This window comes from Vibrio panuliri (assembly GCF_009938205.1).
In the GTDB taxonomy this organism is placed as follows: Bacteria; Pseudomonadota; Gammaproteobacteria; order Enterobacterales; family Vibrionaceae; genus Vibrio; species Vibrio panuliri.
Window position 1 is genome coordinate 1,121,775 of sequence record NZ_AP019655.1, and the last position, 17,802, is coordinate 1,139,576.

17 protein-coding genes are annotated in these 17,802 nt (G+C 45.9%); 11 read left to right on the forward strand and 6 right to left on the reverse strand.

Going from position 1 to position 17,802, the window contains the following annotated elements:
* Positions 1–109 precede the first annotated feature (109 nt).
* Entirely contained in the window at positions 110–1,072 is a 963-nt protein-coding gene (locus tag GZK95_RS19755) for a transposase (protein ID WP_171972119.1), read from the reverse strand.
* Between the two features lie 305 nt (positions 1,073–1,377).
* On the opposite strand from GZK95_RS19755, the gene GZK95_RS19760 reads away from it, so the two are divergent.
* The 3 genes from GZK95_RS19760 (at position 1,378) to GZK95_RS19770 (ending at position 4,804) form a co-directional block, all read left to right on the forward strand.
* Entirely contained in the window at positions 1,378–1,818 is a 441-nt protein-coding gene (locus GZK95_RS19760; protein WP_075715883.1) for a PTS sugar transporter subunit IIA, read from the forward strand.
* 11 nt (positions 1,819–1,829) lie between these two features.
* Positions 1,830–3,236 (forward strand): fructose-specific PTS transporter subunit EIIC, encoded by a 1,407-nt coding sequence (locus GZK95_RS19765; RefSeq protein ID WP_075715884.1) that lies wholly within the window; start codon positions 1,830–1,832, stop codon positions 3,234–3,236.
* A 203-nt stretch (positions 3,237–3,439) separates the two neighbouring features.
* Positions 3,440–4,804, forward strand: coding sequence for a helix-turn-helix transcriptional regulator (locus GZK95_RS19770; protein WP_075715885.1), 1,365 nt, complete (start codon positions 3,440–3,442; stop codon positions 4,802–4,804).
* 112 nt (positions 4,805–4,916) lie between these two features.
* On the opposite strand, the gene opgC is transcribed toward GZK95_RS19770, so the two are convergent.
* From opgC to GZK95_RS19790, 4 genes are all read right to left on the reverse strand, one after another.
* Positions 4,917–6,464: an OpgC domain-containing protein gene (opgC, locus tag GZK95_RS19775; RefSeq protein ID WP_075715886.1), complete on the reverse strand. Its 1,548-nt coding sequence runs from the start codon at positions 6,462–6,464 to the stop codon at positions 4,917–4,919.
* A gap of 240 nt (positions 6,465–6,704) precedes the next feature.
* On the reverse strand, positions 6,705–6,938 hold the full coding sequence (locus GZK95_RS19780; protein ID WP_083626325.1) for a hypothetical protein: 234 nt from the start codon (positions 6,936–6,938) through the stop codon (positions 6,705–6,707).
* Positions 6,939–7,134: 196 nt separating this feature from the next.
* Positions 7,135–7,887 carry a sulfite exporter TauE/SafE family protein gene (locus GZK95_RS19785; RefSeq protein WP_075715887.1) on the reverse strand — a complete coding sequence of 251 codons (753 nt, stop codon included), beginning with the start codon at positions 7,885–7,887 and terminating at the stop codon, positions 7,135–7,137.
* 97 nt (positions 7,888–7,984) lie between these two features.
* Positions 7,985–8,827 (reverse strand): DUF6279 family lipoprotein, encoded by an 843-nt coding sequence (locus GZK95_RS19790; protein ID WP_075715888.1) that lies wholly within the window; start codon positions 8,825–8,827, stop codon positions 7,985–7,987.
* Positions 8,828–9,086: 259 nt separating this feature from the next.
* Between GZK95_RS19790 and GZK95_RS19795 the strand changes: the two genes are divergently transcribed.
* Positions 9,087–9,449, forward strand: a complete 363-nt coding sequence (locus tag GZK95_RS19795; protein WP_075710433.1) for a cystatin domain-containing protein — start codon at positions 9,087–9,089, stop codon at positions 9,447–9,449.
* Positions 9,450–9,647: 198 nt separating this feature from the next.
* Positions 9,648–10,025 (forward strand): hypothetical protein, encoded by a 378-nt coding sequence (locus GZK95_RS19800; protein ID WP_075710435.1) that lies wholly within the window; start codon positions 9,648–9,650, stop codon positions 10,023–10,025.
* A 98-nt stretch (positions 10,026–10,123) separates the two neighbouring features.
* On the opposite strand, the gene GZK95_RS19805 is transcribed toward GZK95_RS19800, so the two are convergent.
* Positions 10,124–10,324 carry a chromosome partitioning protein ParA gene (locus tag GZK95_RS19805; protein ID WP_075710437.1) on the reverse strand — a complete coding sequence of 67 codons (201 nt, stop codon included), beginning with the start codon at positions 10,322–10,324 and terminating at the stop codon, positions 10,124–10,126.
* Positions 10,325–10,790: 466 nt separating this feature from the next.
* Between GZK95_RS19805 and GZK95_RS19810 the strand changes: the two genes are divergently transcribed.
* The 6 genes from GZK95_RS19810 to GZK95_RS19835 are packed head-to-tail and all read left to right on the forward strand — an operon-like array spanning position 10,791 to position 17,790.
* Entirely contained in the window at positions 10,791–11,747 is a 957-nt protein-coding gene (locus tag GZK95_RS19810; protein WP_075715889.1) for an AAA family ATPase, read from the forward strand.
* A 9-nt stretch (positions 11,748–11,756) separates the two neighbouring features.
* Positions 11,757–12,674 carry a DUF58 domain-containing protein gene (locus tag GZK95_RS19815; protein ID WP_075715890.1) on the forward strand — a complete coding sequence of 306 codons (918 nt, stop codon included), beginning with the start codon at positions 11,757–11,759 and terminating at the stop codon, positions 12,672–12,674.
* A 4-nt stretch (positions 12,675–12,678) separates the two neighbouring features.
* Complete coding sequence (locus GZK95_RS19820; RefSeq protein WP_075710443.1) at positions 12,679–13,140, forward strand: DUF4381 domain-containing protein; 462 nt, start codon at positions 12,679–12,681, stop codon at positions 13,138–13,140.
* Positions 13,141–14,109: a vWA domain-containing protein gene (locus GZK95_RS19825; RefSeq protein WP_075715891.1), complete on the forward strand. Its 969-nt coding sequence runs from the start codon at positions 13,141–13,143 to the stop codon at positions 14,107–14,109. It abuts the gene before it with no gap.
* Positions 14,102–16,171, forward strand: coding sequence for a vWA domain-containing protein (locus GZK95_RS19830; protein ID WP_161987238.1), 2,070 nt, complete (start codon positions 14,102–14,104; stop codon positions 16,169–16,171). Before GZK95_RS19825 ends, GZK95_RS19830 begins: the two co-directional genes overlap by 8 nt.
* Complete coding sequence (locus tag GZK95_RS19835; RefSeq protein ID WP_075712886.1) at positions 16,165–17,790, forward strand: BatD family protein; 1,626 nt, start codon at positions 16,165–16,167, stop codon at positions 17,788–17,790. Before GZK95_RS19830 ends, GZK95_RS19835 begins: the two co-directional genes overlap by 7 nt.
* Positions 17,791–17,802 lie beyond the last annotated feature (12 nt).

Consider the following 17,802-nt stretch of genomic DNA (forward strand, 5'->3'; position numbering starts at 1 on the left):
GTTGAAATGTAGATTGGAAGCTAGAAGAAGGAAATTAGATTATTGAGATATCGACCTGAACAAGCTGAAGATCACAAACGTGGTAGTAGTGATCACTAGCTTGTGCCATCTACCCATCTAAACGAAATAGATGAACCCGCCTCTTGCTCAATGTCTGCTTTACGACTTCTCGACGCCCAGCACAACCGATCATCACTGCTCGACTTCGCTCTAGGTCTATACAAGCGGAGAGCCAATTTGTCTGTTTTATGTTTATTCGCTGCAATATTGGCGGTACGTGGGAACTTAGCATGGCTTTATCCTTTCGATATTGACGAGCAGTCCAATCAACAAGCTCAATGTAATCCTCGAATGTGAAAGGAATACCATTGAGTTTTGCACGTGCAAGATGACCCACAAAAGGATACAAAGGCGGACATTTACTTCGCGAATTTTTCAACGCCATTAGGCGCGCTTTGATAGAAGTAAACTCGGACTCTTCCGGCGTTTTTGCGCACCCCGCCCGCAATGGGTTTAAATCCACGTAGGCCATTGCAGCAAGCAAACCCTTCTCATCGAGCAAAGCTTGGCTTCTAAAACGGCTTTCCCAAAAGTGCCCGCGACAATCATCTTCCTGATTCGCTTTGCATGAAACGTAAAAGTTCAACTCTTTCATAAACCAACTAATGTTCCACAAACGAGAGCGCCACGAACCGATAACTTGTAAGCAGGCATCCATTTCAGCCTCACTACTCAACTGCCCCGCAAGCCAACGTTCCACTAGATTCGGTAATCGATGCTCTTTTCGCCACCGCTCAACGACCTCTCGGTCAGATAAACGCAGCGCTTTCTCTCGATTAATGTGCAACACCAAATGGTAGTGATTGCTCATTATCGCGTACGCACAAATGTCGATACAGTAAACCTGAGAAAGCACGCGAATTTTCTGCTGGATCCACTCTCGACGATGTTCATAACTCTGCTCAGTAACAGGATCAACCCCACATAAATAACTACGCCGTACGCAGCGAGAAACGCAGTGATAGTAAGGCGTTGCTTCTACCGAAACTTGTTGTTTTCTAGCCGTAGTCATACTGATTCCCTGTTATCAATAAGTGATAATTCTGCTTAGGCTAGAAATTTCCCACTGACACGACAAGATTACACAACCCAATCTACAGGAGAGTTAACACCAACTCATACTTTGCTTACTTTATGGTGTATGTCCTTGTAAGAAAGAGAGCGTTGAGGTGTGTGTCCCTGTAAGAAAATAATGACCGCTATCACACTCAGATTTCCTTGGTACAAAAGTATAGTGATTGGATTTTTTTTGCTATTTCGCCATTTAAGTAATTGGATTAATTTTAACTCAGAACATAAACACCCTGAGTTAAAAAAATGATTACAACACTAACCAACGTCAATTTAATTAAGCACCAACTTCAAGCCAACAATAAAAAAGAAGTCTTTGAAGAACTCGCTCAAGCTTTATTTGAAAATAACCGTATTAGCAGCAAAGAAGCCTTTCTAGCCGACATCGAAACTCGTGAGGAAGTCAGCGTGACTTCGACTGAGGGTATCGCCTATCCGCACGCCAAGAGCAAAGCGGTTATTGAACCTGCTATTGCAGTTGGCGTGAAACAAGAAGGCATCGAATACGGTGACGAAGATGGCATTAAGCCAACAGTATTTTTTATGATTGCTTCACCAGATAACGGTGCTGACCATCATATTTATGTACTACAAGAACTGTTCGGAAAATTCAGTGATGAGTTTATCGAAGAAATTAACAATGCACAAAACCAAGAACAGATTTTAAATATTTTAATCAATTCATAGGTGGAATAATTATGAGTACCCTAACAGCTCAAGCTACCAATAATAATAGTGATCTCAAAAAGACACTTAGCACTTTAAAGGGGCACCTACTTTTTGGTACCTCTCATATGTTACCTTTTATCGTTGCTGGTGGTGTTTTACTTGCTCTTGCGGTAATGGCATCCGGTAAAGGTGCCGTTCCTGCAGATGGCCTACTTGCTGATATTTCCAACATCGGGATTAAAGGTCTAGTTCTATTCCCAATCATCCTAGGTGGTTTCATCGGTTACTCAATCGCTGATAAACCAGCGCTTGCTCCAGCGATGATTTCATCTGGCATCATGGCAGACATGGGCGGCGGCTTCCTAGGCTGTATCGTAGCGGGTTTCATTGCGGGTGGTGTGGTTTTCCAGTTAAAGAAAATTCCATTGTCACCAAACATGACGGCTCTAGGCGCATACTTTATCTACCCACTAATCGGTACGCTAGTTTCTGCGGGTATCGTTCTATGGGGTATCGGTGAGCCAATCAAACTGTTCATGGCTTCTATGAACGAATTCTTAGCCTCAATGGCTGGTGCATCGAAAGTAGTTCTAGGTACTATTCTAGGTGGTATGACTGCATTCGACATGGGTGGTCCAATCAACAAAGTAGCAACGCTATTTGCTCAAACTCAAGTTGATACACAACCATGGCTAATGGGTGGCGTTGGTATCGCTATCTGTACGCCTCCTCTAGGTATGGCTCTTGCGACTTTCCTATTCAAGAAGAAATTCACTAAAGAAGAGCAAGAAGCAGGTAAAGCAGCGGCAATCATGGGTTCAATTGGTATCTCTGAAGGTGCTATCCCATTCGCAGCAAATGACCCAATGCGCGTTCTTCCTTCAATCGTAGCGGGTGGTATCGTAGGTTGTGTATTCGGTTTCCTAACTGACATCCTACTGCATGCACCATGGGGTGGTCTAATTACAGCGCCTGTTTCAAGCAACATTCCAATGTATGTCGTAGGTATCGCACTTGGCTCTCTAACTACTGCGCTAATCGTTGGTTTTTGGAAACCAGTAGCAGAAGAGCAAGCTGAAGAAGAAACTGAAGTTGCAGCACCAGTTCAAGCAGCGGCAGCAGCGCCTGTTGCAGGTGAAGGTGAGTACGATGTAGTTGCAGTTACTTGTTGTCCTTCAGGCGTGGCACACACTTTCATGGCAGCAAAAGCACTAGAAAAAGCAGGCGCAGCAGCGGGTATCAAGATCAAAGTCGAAACCCAAGGTCAAAACGGCATCCAAAACCGCATTACTGACCTCGATGTAGCCAATGCAAAACTGGTTATCCTTGCTCATGATATCCAAGTTAAAGATGCACACCGATTCGCTAACTCTAAAGTGATTGAGTGCTCAACCAAAGAAGCGATGAAGCAAGCAGCAACCCTGATTCAATCATAGATTGCTCTGCTCTATCACCTGAAATAAGTTAGAGTTCCCCCCTCTACAAAACCGACACCTAGCGTGTCGGTTTTTTTATTTCACTGCTCTCACACCAAATTGCGTGCTCACTCGAAAAACTTCACCACTAAAGAGCGGTAAGTTTTTACATAGAACAGAGAAACACATAGATTTCTAGCCAACAGCCACTAACTCACCCTTTTATGAATCAATCACTTATCTTGACAATAATTGATTTAATCGAAGAGAACTTGCCACGGAAAATCAGCATTGATGATCTAGCAAAACAGTGTGGTTTTAGCCGCTCTTATATTCAACATCAGTTCAAAGCAGAGACAGGTTTCTCGATCTCCTATTACCAACGCACGCGCAACTTAAGTCTCGCTGCGGCGCGTCTAGCACAGGGAGATCAGCGTATCTTAGATGTCGCAATCGAGTTTGGTTTTGAGTCTCAAGAAGCATTTGCACGTGCATTTCGCCAGCATACCTCCACCACACCATCACGCCTTCTTGGTCAACAAACCTGGGCAAGACGCATCAACTTTGAACGCATAGATAGAGAGAAACTTGAGAAGCTTCACCACTGTCAATCTCTTCCCATTGCATTCAATACCCACCAGAGTCATCGTTGGGGGTGTTTTGTGTTCACCGTCGATAGCTGCGAAAGAGACATTGAAGAGGTGACCCGCGCCATTTCAACGGCGTATCAGAAGCTGATGCAACTCCCATGTAGCGCTTCGCTTGATTTTGACCAAGCGCAGATCGTCGAGTTTCGCGAACATAACCAAGAAGCCAGCAGCACCTACCCAATGTCTATCGCGTTTCCATTTGATGATGAGCATGCAATGCCACCTGAATTGCTCGAGATAATGGTACCAACGGGTCTATTTGCTGAAGTGACATTGCCCAATCCAAGTTATATTCCGACCATTTTTCATCCGCTCTATTACCGAATTTTCAACGAAAACAAATGCTACTTTGGTGGTTTACCTGCATTTTGGCGCTACAACACGTTAACTGGCGAGCTGCATCATCGTTGTCAGGTTGAACCCATCGCTCAAGTCAAGAGTGACCCAATCTGGTCACTGTTTGAGTCACGCCATGTAGTGGAACTTAACACGTCATTCTTCGCGGTTTCTCATGCATCAATTCCAGCCTCTAAACGCGCTGGAACAAGGCGCTTAACAACGCTAGTTGAACAGTTAACACTGGCTTCCCCCTCCCAGTCATCACTTGAGGTTCTCTTTGACTCGCCTTGCCAAAACAACAGTAATCAATACCACTACTCGTTAGGGGAAACGGGCGCACTAAAACTCAACGACCAGACCGCGACAAATCTACAAGGGCTGTACCTATCAACCCAGTGGCAAGGTGAAGACATTCACCAACTTGAAAACCAGATTGAACAGCTCTATTTACGCCTTTCTCAACACCATCAGTTTCAATATCGCGCGGCACCTGAATTGATAAGAATACACACTGGTAACAAGCGATATATTGAGTTTGATTTGTTGACTCCGATTGAAAAACGGGCGACCTCTAGGCAGAAAGCCGTATGGTTCGGATAGCATTTGACTCTGCCGCACTATCACGACAGAGCCAAATGTTGCCAACAAGGTTAAGTGAGCGATCAGAAACTTGGCCAAGTACGATCGAGAGGGTTATATCGAAGGGTTGTAATCAAAAGTTCCAAAACTGAATCGTTTGATGCGCCTTATCAGGATGACTAAACTGAACTTGCTCCATACTCGGGGGGCCTTGCAACGCTGGATTATTCGAATATCCAAACCCTTCAGTCGGCATGCCATTTGAGCCAGACGTTAGACGTTGATTACCATCATTATCCTGATAGGCAAATATTGCGTATTTCCCTACTGGAATTGCGTCGATTCTGATTCCTGCCGTCGCTTGAGAAACGGAGTAACCTTGCGCATGAATACTCGGCATCCCATTAAGATTGTCCCCTTCGCCATAGACCAACAAAATTATTGGGCCATCTCCTTTGATATTCGCGACTTTAATTGTCAAGGGAGCAAGGCCATCGGTGTTCGCAACAACTTGTGGCGCAGGTTCAAATCGAAACACCACCGACAACATCAAACCCACCGTCATCGCACTCCCCGCCCCTAAGCTCCAACGTTTAAGTTGCGATAAACCACCGGAATGCTCGCGTATCCATGCAGGAATCCAGATTGAAGCTAAGCAAACGAACACCAACCATTCGTAATGCGCATTAAATCGCTGTGCCCACAACATCGGCGCCATTAAATAAATCATTACAGTATGCCACGCAAACACTTGCAATGAATGACGGCCGATGTAAGACAGGGGCTTGAACACCAACAAGTTGGGACGATGCTTAATTACCGCGGCGATGAGATACGCCCAAACGGCGATATTGAGCAAACGTAGCCAACCCAACTCGGGTTTGTCAGCCAAGCCATATAGAACTCCTTGATGAATCCCCCATTGAAGGAAAAAACCATGGTGCATGAGCAAAATTACCGCAGCAGTGACACCTGCCGCCAGAGTTAACCACTTCGAGTACCAATTGAAGTTACCTTGATTGGCCGCATAACCCACAGCGGATGCACCAATAAACAAAAGCTGCCAAGCAAAGGGGTCAAAATATCCTGTTTGAAGTGCAGCACCGGGCAGTAAATGGATAATAACAGCATCGGTAATATGCCCACTCATTGCCCACACAACCACGCTACTCAGCAAAACCATTGCCATCCAGCCGCGTCGATACGCCGCAATCAAGATCGGCAGCAACAACATATACATGATGTAGAGCGGTAAAATCTCGAGATAACTTGGCTTATTGACCAACGCGGCACTCAACAATACCGATGACCAAGGCGCGTCAACTAAGCTGGTTAAGTTTACTTCAAGCATTTCAGCCGACGTTGGCATATAGGTTACGCACAGAGCAAACCAAACAAACACAATCAGCAGACAGACAATATGGTATTTGTAAATACTCCAAGCACGGCTCCAAGCTTTTGAGCGCAGCTCGGAATTGCTCAAGTGTGGTCGACTGTATATCGCTCCAGCCAGAAACCCAGAAACCAATATAAATCCTTCAGCCGCACCAAACTGCCCAAGGGGTTGCAAGCTAAACATCTGAATAATTGAATTACCCCCACTTATCCAGAATAAGTGGTTGATGGTCATTATGACGAGCAGTAGACCACGAATTGAGTCTAGTGCGGGTATACGCTTCATTGTCGAAATCCTTATATAAACACGGTAAAGCAGTAAACAGTTCAATCTGTATGCTTGGTATTGTGAAAGATTTCGAAGCGGCGACTCTGACCAAATGTGCTTAGATGTTGATCTAGTTCAACCTATTGCCTCAGGGCGAATGGAAATGCGAGTGGGTTAGCAAACTCTATTTAATAAAAAAGCACCACAAAGATTTCTCCTCAAAGTGCTTTTCAATACCGGATGAACGCTAATAAACGACTATTCATCAACATAGATTGTGATTTTTCCAGCATGGGCGTGGCTGAGCGAATGTGCATGAACATAGTCCACCACTTTATCTTTGATATAGATATAGGCAGCGCAAATTAACGCTAGAACAGTAAACGTGAACAAAGCATGCATATTTAGGAACCACGCGAACAACGCAGTAAGAAACGCAAGAAAAGCGACCATACGGCTGCTAGTCATCACTTGACCTAACTTTTTATTCATAACTCCTCCTTAATACGAAAAAGCACGAACAAAACTTCGAATAGTTTGGTTGGTGGCAAACGAGTGAACAACGTTTGGTTTGCACAACCATTATCGATGAGATATTGAGCAAAAACCTCTGCCGAGATCGCAATTAGAGTAAAATTGCACCGAATTCAATCAATATGAGATGTTACACCATCATCAATATCGCTAGTCAGCCAACGTTTGAACCATACACGTCAATGAAAAAATACACAGTCATAATCGCGCTGGATAATATGACAAAACCCCGCACATAATGTGCGCTGATCTGGCGAGAAACTCGCGCAGCTAAGTAGCCGCCAATCACACTCCCCAACAGCACAGCACAACCCGGTAGCCAAGCTATCGCACCTTGCCAAACAAAAATCACGATAGCACTAAGAGACACGCAACTCGAAACCAACAGCTTCAGTCCGTTCATTTGATTAATATCGGTATACCTTGCAACGACCAAATAGCTCAATACCACAATGCCAAGCCCGGCATTAAAAAATCCACCATAAGCACTGACCGCGAGAAGAAGCACAGATAAAGACACTTTGGCATGGTGTGAGCCGGTCAACCTGTCGCTGACTCGGTTGCCGAAAATAAACAGCAATGTCGCAAACAAAAGCAACCACGGAATCGTTTCAACAAAAAACTGCTCGGAGATATTGAGCAGTAGCCAAGCGCCGGCCCCACCCCCAATCAAACTCAAAAACACGATCGGCAGCACCACCTCTGGCTGCTTCGCAATATCCTGCCGAAAGCCATAAGCGCCGCTCACATAACCTGCACTTACCGCAAATGTATTAGTGGCGTTTGCACCGATGGGCGGTATTCCAGCAAAAAGCAAAGCAGGGAAAGTGATGAAACTACCTCCCCCCGCTACACTGTTCAGTACACCACCCACCATGCCGGCGACAACCAACCACAACCAATCCATCTGCTCCTCCCTGACCAGTGTTGATGAGGCATCCAAGCCTCAGCATTAACGCCTTTTACTCATTGTAAACAGAGCGACAAATAAAAGGCATTCAACTTTAGCCAAACTCATTGACCAACCCACTAGCGATATCTCGCCAGTCTTGCAGTTCTGAGCGAAACCGTTGCGTCTGCTCTGGTGTCATATTATTAATGATGTTCACCAAGTATTTGCGCCCCAATTCCGTATTGTAATCAATACGTAATGCCAGCTCTGGCCCGTAAAATTGTTCTGGCTGATAAAGCAGTGCTTCAATGGAATGCTGCAGCGCTAGTGGATCCGCACGTTTGGCAAACAGCTTCATTAGTTCGACCCTAACTTGAGTTTGGTATTCAATCCAAAGCGGCGTAGTGACTAACCACTGCTGCGACCAAAGCTCTAATTCCAAGGCTTGCTCAGGTGTGAGCTCCCCCAACCATTCGGTCAAACTCTCTTCTATCTTTTGGCGATAACGCTGACGCAGTTCAACCTCACTGCTGTCTTGATACTTGTTCTTAAACTGGGTATGACGTATTCGTATTTCATCCATTAAACTCTCGACCTGTTCATCATTCATTTGCGACACCAGTGCAACGATAGAAGGCATAAAATGACGAGCCAAACGAAGTGAGTGCTCACGCAACTTTTCTTGCTGATAACGAAAAGATTGTGGTGTCACTTGCTTTGGGTCCAGTACTAACAACTCATCGAGATGCGAGATATAGATGGGAATTTCTGAGCGACGATGCCACGGCGTAGCATGGTCAATGGCATCGGAAACCAAATCTTGCTGTTGAGTTTCTAGTTCAACAAACTGCTCAATAAAGCGAATCGCGAACCAATCAAGATTGTCGTAGACCAACTTGGTTCCACAACCACTCAACATCAACAACAGAGTTACCACTGACAACCAGCGCTTCATACCATCTCCAAATCACACCACTTCGAAACTTATACGCATGATTAGAACCATATACTCACTTGATGTGTTTTACGAATTTGTCGTCCAACAACTCAAGCTTCTATGCGACAAGTGGGTCTTTTCATCTTGTAAAACCCGATAAAAACTGACCGTGATATGACGCAGCGAAACAAATTAACTTTGACAATAGAGTCAACTCCAATCACATTGGAACAAAATAAAAATCGCTCGGCAAATCATCAACGAGTAAGGAGAAAATATGAGTCATAAATGGGTTGCTGCAACGCTTGCAATCGTTGCATTAGGTGGATGTAGCTACAACTCTGAGCCTGCAAAACCAGTTCCAGCAATGTGTCACGCCGAAAGCATGCCAGGAGGTTGGCAAGATGCGAGCATGACACCAGAAGTAGAGCAAGCGGTTAAAACCTTAATGGATCGAATGAACAATGCCTCACCGCTTGACGAGGTTACGCGAGTGCGCACTCAAATCGTCAATGGCGTTAACTATGCCATTGAAGTCAAGTTAGACAATGGACAGTATTGGCATGGCGTTGTTTATCGCAACATTCGTGGCGACTACTTGATTGACAGTGTGGCTCAACAAGGCAAACTTTGCCCATAACCCTAATCATATCAGTGCTTGGTTGTTTGGGTGACACCGCCATCATCCCGATAGCCAAGCATTCTCACCACTATATTTCCGACTCGGCATTACCAAACAAATTGCACTAATTTTTTGACAACTGTCACAGTTGCGATCACAGTAAATCTATCACAAAAGGAAACTGTGCATTGATTTGCATCGATTAGGAGAGCAACTATGAACAAAATGCTACTGGCAATAGGTTTGACTGTATTGGCAACCCAAAGCTACGCTTCTGAGCAGCAATCTATGGATGCCAAAAGTAAAATGAGCATGATGAGTGATTGCAGTAACCACGACAAATACGCCAACTGGCAAGAGACCAAACTCACTGCCGATGTTCATCAAGCATTCAATCGCTTCAAGCAAAACATTGACTCCGATTCACCCATCAAACAAGTTCTGCAAATTCGTGCCCTGAATATGGACGGACGCTACTTCGCTTTCGAAGTTGAACTAAAAAACGGACAAGTCTGGCATGGCAATATCCACCACAATCCTCGAGGCGACTACTTAGTAGATACTATTCCTCATGAAGGAAAACTTTGCCCTTAATGTATTATTAAGCCGTAGGCTTGTAGGCACTCTGCAAGCCTCCAGATACAAAAAAGCGTTGCACTAGGCAACGCTTATTAATCATGCTCGTTCACCAATTAATGAACTGGGGTTTCGTTCTTCGCATAGAACTTACCGAAGTATTGTTCGAGTACTTCTGGCGTTAGCTCACCCGCTTCTTCTAAGCGTTTAAGCTCAGCAGCAATCTCCTTTTGCTCTTCGATTGAAGGCAACGCCACTTCCGGCTCGTCCGCCACTTGCTGAGACATCTGCTCGAGTTCTTTCTCAAAATCACTCATGATTTCTACTTACCTTTAAAAATGATCACTTGCGTCAGTTTACTCATTTCATCACCGAGATTCTAGAGTTACATCAAGCAAGCCTCAAATCGACAAATAGTCTGTAGCACATCAAATTTGAAATCTATATATGATGACACGGATATATTAATTCTGTTCAATAGACAATAAAGTGAAGAAATAACTGAGAAAAGTTGTCGTTAAAGCAAGCCACCGGGAATTTTGCCGATCAAACTCCAGTTCTTTAACTTTGATTAGCGCAAGTTTCTCGAAATAACACGCATTTTATGCGGTTTCTTACTTGCTTAACTCTATGATTATGATATCAAATTGCTCTTGATTTCGACCTTGCAAAATATCATTATCATATCCCGACCCAAACCCAGTTAGGCGAACAAACTGTAGCCAATAACAGGACCTCAAATGGACTTGTTAAGCAAACCGATTTAGGAGACGAGCATCGCCCATGACATCAACAGCCTTTTGCCAGTTAAGAGAATACCTTGAAAGTCAGGTAGTTGGACAACAAGACCTCGTCAAACAACTGCTTGTCGCACTGCTTGCCGACGGTCATATCTTAGTTGAGGGACCTCCGGGACTCGCCAAAACTCGTGCGGTTAAATCTCTTGCAGACTGTATCGAAGGAGAATTCCATCGCATTCAGTTTACCCCTGACTTACTGCCAGCAGACCTAACTGGTACCGATATTTTCCGCCCAGAGACAGGGGAATTTAAATTTCAGGCAGGGCCTATTTTTAACTCGCTCATTTTGGCTGATGAGATCAACCGAGCGCCAGCAAAAGTTCAAGCGGCTATGTTGGAAGCAATGGCAGAGAAACAGATCACCGCAGGACGCAAAACCTACCCGCTTCCTGAGCTGTTTTTGGTGATGGCGACACAAAACCCCATCGAGCAAGAGGGCACCTATCCCCTCCCAGAAGCACAACTCGACCGCTTCTTACTCCATTTGAATGTTGACTATCCAGACGCAGAAAATGAACTGGCGATCTTGCGTCTCAATCGTGGTGAAGCGAAAGGCGACTCTGCCGTGACGCCACCAACGCTCACGCAAGCTCTGATTTTCCAAGCGCGTCAAGAAGCGTTAGATATTCACATGGCTGTAGGCATTGAGCAGTACATTATTCGCCTAATTATGGCGACACGCCAACCACAAGACTATAGCCAAACGCTAGCGGACTGGATTGAAATTGGTGTTAGCCCACGAGCAACCATTGCATTAGATCGTTGCGCTCGCGCCCACGCTTGGTTAATGGGCCGCGACTTTGTCTCACCAGAAGATGTTCAAGCAATGATCTATCCGGTGCTTCGTCACCGTTTGCTGCTCACTTATCATGCTCAAGCCGAAGGTGTATCAGCCAATCAAGTGATCGACAAGCTACTCTCTTTAGTGGGCAGTGCGTAGAGGCTGACAATGAGCAATCTGTTTTCTCCCCACTCCAATGGTGTGGACTTAAATCTGGATGAGCTGCTGTATTACCGCAACCAAAGTGTTCAGTGGCTTCCGCCAGCAAAAAGTCTCTGGTCGCAAATGCTGGGACATCACCAAAGCCGCCAACTCGGACGAGGCATGGACTTTAGTGAGTCGCGCCAGTATCAAGCGGGTGATGATATTCGTGCCATTGATTGGCGCGTGACAGCTCGCACTGGTAAAGCACACACCAAACTGTTCAGTGAAGAGCGAGAAAAACCGCTGGTGCTCTTTTTAGATCTCAGTCCATCGATGGTATTTGGTTCTAACTTGATGCTGAAGTCAGTATTGATGGCTCACATGGCAAGCCTGATTGCATGGTTAACTGTTGCGCAGCAAGACAGAGTAGGCGCAGTAATCGACACAGGTACAGAACTGATTGAACTCAAACCTATGGGACGAAATAAAGGCCCATTAGTGATCTTACAGCGCTTGGTTGAGGTTCACGCTCGAATCCTTAACCGTCCGCGTGAAACAGAGACACACAGTTTTCAACCCGCACTGTCAGCGCTACGGCGCTTAACCCCCAAAGGAGGAGAAATAGTCTTTATCAGCGATTTCATTCGCTTAACAGATCATGAGCAACATGCGTTATCACAACTCAAACAGCATAACAGCGTACGATTTGTCCATGTATCTGACCCTTTAGAATTCGGTGCAACCGCCTATCGAGGGTACGAGAAAATCTCAGATGGAAGCCGCACTCAATGGCTCGACTTCTCATCAAAAAAAACGCGCCAGCAAATCGAAGTGGCGTTTAATAACAAACTACAAGGCTTAAAAACACTTGCTCAAAAAACAGGGATCAGTTTTTGCGCCTTGAGTAGCGATAGATTGCTACTTAACCAAATTTCTGGATGAATGTATGACCAGTTCTAACACCGATTCTTTGCTGCCACTCGACGCACTAGCATTGCCTGAACTACCAAGTTGGTTTCCTCTTGCTTGGGGATGGTGGGCTGCCTTTGCTAGCGTCATCGCGGTATTTGCCGCCATTGTGTTCTATCTCCGCTGGAAGCGAAAACGCTTAGCACCGAAAAAAACTGCGCTTCTCTTGATACAACGAGAAAAACCTGCGGCCGCTTTAGAATTAGTTCGCCAAGCTGCACTTTGTTATTTTCCTCGAGAGCAAATTGCCCACTTAACTGGCAAAGAATGGTATGAATTTTTGGACTCACAAGTCGACCAACCTCTTTTCTCGACTAACTCTGACTTGTGGCAAAACCTGCTTTACAGCAAGCAGCCGGTAGACAACCACGAAGAGTTGGTTCAGCACTGTTATCAATGGGTAGAGCAAGCTCTACCACCGAAAAAAAGGGGCGCATAGTTGGCACATTTCGAATTTGTTTGGTGGCCTTTTCTGTTATTACTGCCGTTACCACTGGCGGTCTATTTTCTGCTGCCTCCGGCAAAATCGGAAACGCCAATTTACCTGCCCTATCTCCCAACCAACTTGGCAGGCACCAGCGTTAAAAACCATTTTTCCAAACTCCTTGCGGGGTTAATTTGGGGTTGTTTGCTTGTCGCTTGTGCTCGCCCAGTTTGGTATGGCGAACCTGTAATCCATCAGCCGGAACATCGAGACTTAATGCTTGTGGTCGATTTGTCTGGTTCAATGGAACAAGAGGATATGCTTTATGATGGCGACTACGTTGATCGCTTAAGCGCGGTAAAACGGGTGTTATCAGACTTTATTGCACAACGTGAAGGGGATCGACTGGGTTTGGTCTTTTTTGCCGATCACGCCTATCTGCAAACACCACTCACTTTCGACCGTCATGCGGTTAGTGAGCAACTTAATCAGTCAGTGTTAAACCTAATTGGTGCTAAAACTGCGATTGGTGAAGGTATCGGTCTTGCAACCAAGACCTTTGTCGACAGTAAAGCACCACAAAGAGTCATCGTGCTACTAAGTGATGGTAGCAACACTGCTGGCGTGCTTGACCCAATAGAAGCCGCGAAAATCGCCAAGAAATACCATGCCACCATCTACACCGTCGGTGTGGGTGCGGGTGAAATGGAAGTGAAGCAGTTTTTCTTTTCGAGAAAGGTCAACACGGCTCGAGATCTGGACGAAGATACATTAAGCAAGATCGCACAACTCACTGGGGGTCAATACTTCCGAGCGAGAAACAGCGACGAATTAAGTAAGATTTACCAAACCATCAACCAAATGGAACCCATTAGCCAAGCGACACAAACTTGGCGACCACAGCAAGAGTGGTTTCGCTACCCGCTTGCGATTGCGCTCCTGTTAAGCGTGACTTTGATTATTGTGAGAAGAGACCATGTCTGATTTTGTGTTTCTATACCCGTCATGGCTTTGGGCTTTGTTGCCACTAATGGCGGTCACCGCATGGCTTAAACGCCGTCAGCGCACAAAAAGCCTAATTGCACCACATTTGGCGAAAGTACTCGGTCAAACTCATCAGCGCTATTCGCCTTGGATTATCTCTACATTTGCCATCGTCAGTGCCATTGCGATCATCGCGCTGGCAGGCCCAAGCTTCGCCAAGGCAGAACGACCAAGTTACACCAACTCGAGTGCTCGCGTATTGGTCATGGACATGTCGCTCTCTATGTATGCCAACGACATAAAACCGAACCGCCTCACTCAAGCGCGATACAAAGCGCAAGACCTACTTAAACTCTGGTCAGATGGTCAAACGGGACTGGTGGTCTACTCAGCCGATGCGTATTTGGTCAGCCCGCTCACCAGTGACAGTCACACTCTAATCAATCTTGTGCCAAATCTCTCACCACAGGTGATGCCTTATCAGGGTGCTAATGCGGAAGCGGCTGTAGAACTCGCTATAAAGACACTGACGGACGCTGGGCTCGACCAAGGGGAAATCGTACTTTTCACCGATGATATTGAACCAGCAGAAGCTGAGCAGATTACTGAAATAATCAACCAAGGAAATTGGCGACTTAGCATACTGGCAGTGGGCACCCAGTCCGGCGCACCGATTCAAATGCCAGATGGCTCATTGTTAAAGTCGAGCACGGGAGCATCTGTCGTTGCCCGTACACCATTGGAACGCCTGCAAGATCTGGCTCAGTCAAGTAACGGTATCTTTATTGCGATACAACCCGACAATAGCGATGTTGATGCATTGGCAACGTTCACCCAACGCGTATCTGATACCAAGGCTAATGCGCATTCCGAAAAAATATCTGACCGTGTTAACCAAGGCTACTGGCTACTCACTGTGCTACTTATCCCAGGGTTACTGATGTTTCGCCGCGGTATTTTGCTCTCAACTATCGTGTTTGTTTCAACTGCCATGCCATTTGACCACGCTTATGCCAATCCATTTCTCAGCGCGGATCAGCAAGGGTATGAACTGTACAACAACCATCAGTACCAAGCGGCGGCAGAAACGTTTTCCGATCCGCGTTGGCAAGGTGCTGCACATTACCAAGCCGGTAATTATCAAGCTGCAATTGACGCATTACAGTCACAAAATGACATCGACAGTAAATACAACTTGGCCAACGCCTATGCACAACTTGGTGATTATGCAAAAGCAAAATCACTCTACAAAGAGGTGCTCAATGAAGACCCAAATTACCAGAGCGCGAAAACGAATTTGGCCGTTGTAGAGCAAGCTGAAAAACAGCAACAGCAACAGCAACAGCAACAGCAACAGCAACAGCAACAGCAACAGCAACAGCAACAAAAGCCTCAGTCTGAGCAAAACTCAAGTCAAGGCAAATCTCAGCAGTCTCAGCAGTCTCAGCAGTCTCAGCAGTCTCAGCAGTCTCAGCAGTCTCAGCAGTCTCAGCAGTCTCAGCAGTCTCAGCAGTCTCAGCAGTCTCAGCAGTCTCAGCAGTCTCAGCAGTCTCAGCAGTCTCAGCAGTCTCAGCAGTCTCAGCAGTCTCAGCAGTCTCAGCAGTCTCAGCAGTCTCAGCAGTCTCAGCAGTCTCAGCAGTCTCAGCAGTCTCAGCAGTCTCAGCAGTCTCAGCAGTCTCAGCAGTCTCAGCAGTCTCAGCAGTCTCAGCAGTCTCAGCAGTCTCAGCAGTCTCAGCAGTCTCAGTCTCAGTCTCAGCAGTCTCAGCAGTCTCAGCAGTCTCAGCAGTCTCAGCAGTCTCAGCAGGATGATAAAACCCAGCCTCCTCATCAGGGTCAAGATAAATCCGCAGTCACCTCGGCAGAAATCGATCAGCAGAATTCAAAAGACAGTGAGCGGGCCGTATCAGCAACCATAAACTCGGCGTCCAGCAGTCAAGATCCTGAGTTTAAGAAACTCGAACAAGTCGAACTGGCCCGCGACCCTAGCGCGCTTATTCGTGCCCAGCTAATGCTGCAAGCACAACAGAAAAATCCACCGAAAGAGTCGAACAAACAATGGTAAAACTATCTCGTCGCTCTCAGCTTATTTTGCTTACCATCGCCAGTTGGTTGATTAGCTTTACCGCTAACGCAGGCAACCTAACAGCAACGGTTTCCAGTAACCAAGTAACCAAAGCCGAAGTGTTTCAACTTAGGCTCACTTATGATGCGAAAGTCGATTCGGACAGCCTCAACTTTGCTGTGTTAGAGCAAAACTTTTTCTTAGGGCAACCGAGCTTTGGAAGTTCACTCAATTATGTCAACGGTAAACGTAGTAGTCGTAGCGAATGGACCATCGCGCTTAAAGCGAAACAGTTGGGCACATTGACGATTCCCTCTTTCTTCATTGAAGGGAATCAATCACAGCCAATCAACATTCAGGTTTCGCAAGATAACGATCTGCCAAAACCGAGCGAACTGGCACAAATTCAAAGCCAGTTGGAGAAAAAGACACTCTACCCAAATGAGAGTACCCAGCTTAAGACTCGTCTGATCATCAAAGCCGATCCTCGCCGCTTGCAAAATGTGCAAATCTCACCTCCAGAAGGGGATGGTTTTACAGTGAAGCAGGTCGGTCAACCTAATCAATATCAAACGGTGATTAACGGCTTGGAAGCGACAGTGGTCGATCAAACTTTTGACATCGCAGCAACGCAATCAGGGGAGCAGCAACTCAATAGCTTAGGGTTTAGTGCAACCTTTGTATTTGGCAGTAACCGAAGCGGCACAACGAAACTGCTGCCAGTAAAAATTGCGGCGGAATCACTTTCTATCAACGTAAAACCAAAGCCGACAGATTCAAACAACGCTTGGCTGCCAACCACTGAGCTAGACCTGTCACAAACTTGGATTGATGCCCAAGGCAACGCATTAGACAGCAATACCCAGCAACTCGCAGTAAAAGTCGGCGATTCGATTACTCGCCAACTGACATTAACCATTCAAGGTATCGAAGCAGAAAACTTCCCAAATATCTTAGTCTCTTACCCTCAAGCAGTACGCCAATACGCTGAAAAGCCGCAGTTCACACAGCTGGAAAATGGCGCGACGCAAATGACGGTGCAGCAAGTACTGATTGCGCAGCACCAAGGTAACGTCTCCTTACCGCCTGTCGTAGTAGAGTGGTTTAATACACAAGCAGAACAAAAACAACTGAGTCAAACCTCTGGGCTTAAACTAAAAATTGAAGCGGCTGCAATGGGGACACCCCAACCTGTCGTGATAGCAAAAGACCAAGCCAGATCTAGCGATTCAAATTCGGGAATTTGGCCTTATCTAACCGCACTGTTTGCAACGCTATGGGTTTTAACGTTGGTATGGCACATAAAGTCTCGTATAAACGTAATGCCAGTAAAGCATATTGGCACTGAGGAAGATGGCCTAAAAATACAACTCATCGAGGCGGTCAAAAGTGGTGATCACGCCAAGACTCAATTTCTGGCAACGCGCTGGCTCAAAAACCAAACGCACAAAAGCGCGGCAACAATAAATGAGATTCATCAAGAACTGCAGGCAATGGCGGCAAGCCAATATGGCAATCAATCTCCGGCTTGGTCAAACAAAACGCTGATTAAGTTAATTCATAAACTGGATAAACAAACTCAAGATAAGACGACCAAGTATAAATTGCCCAAACTTTAATCATACAATATT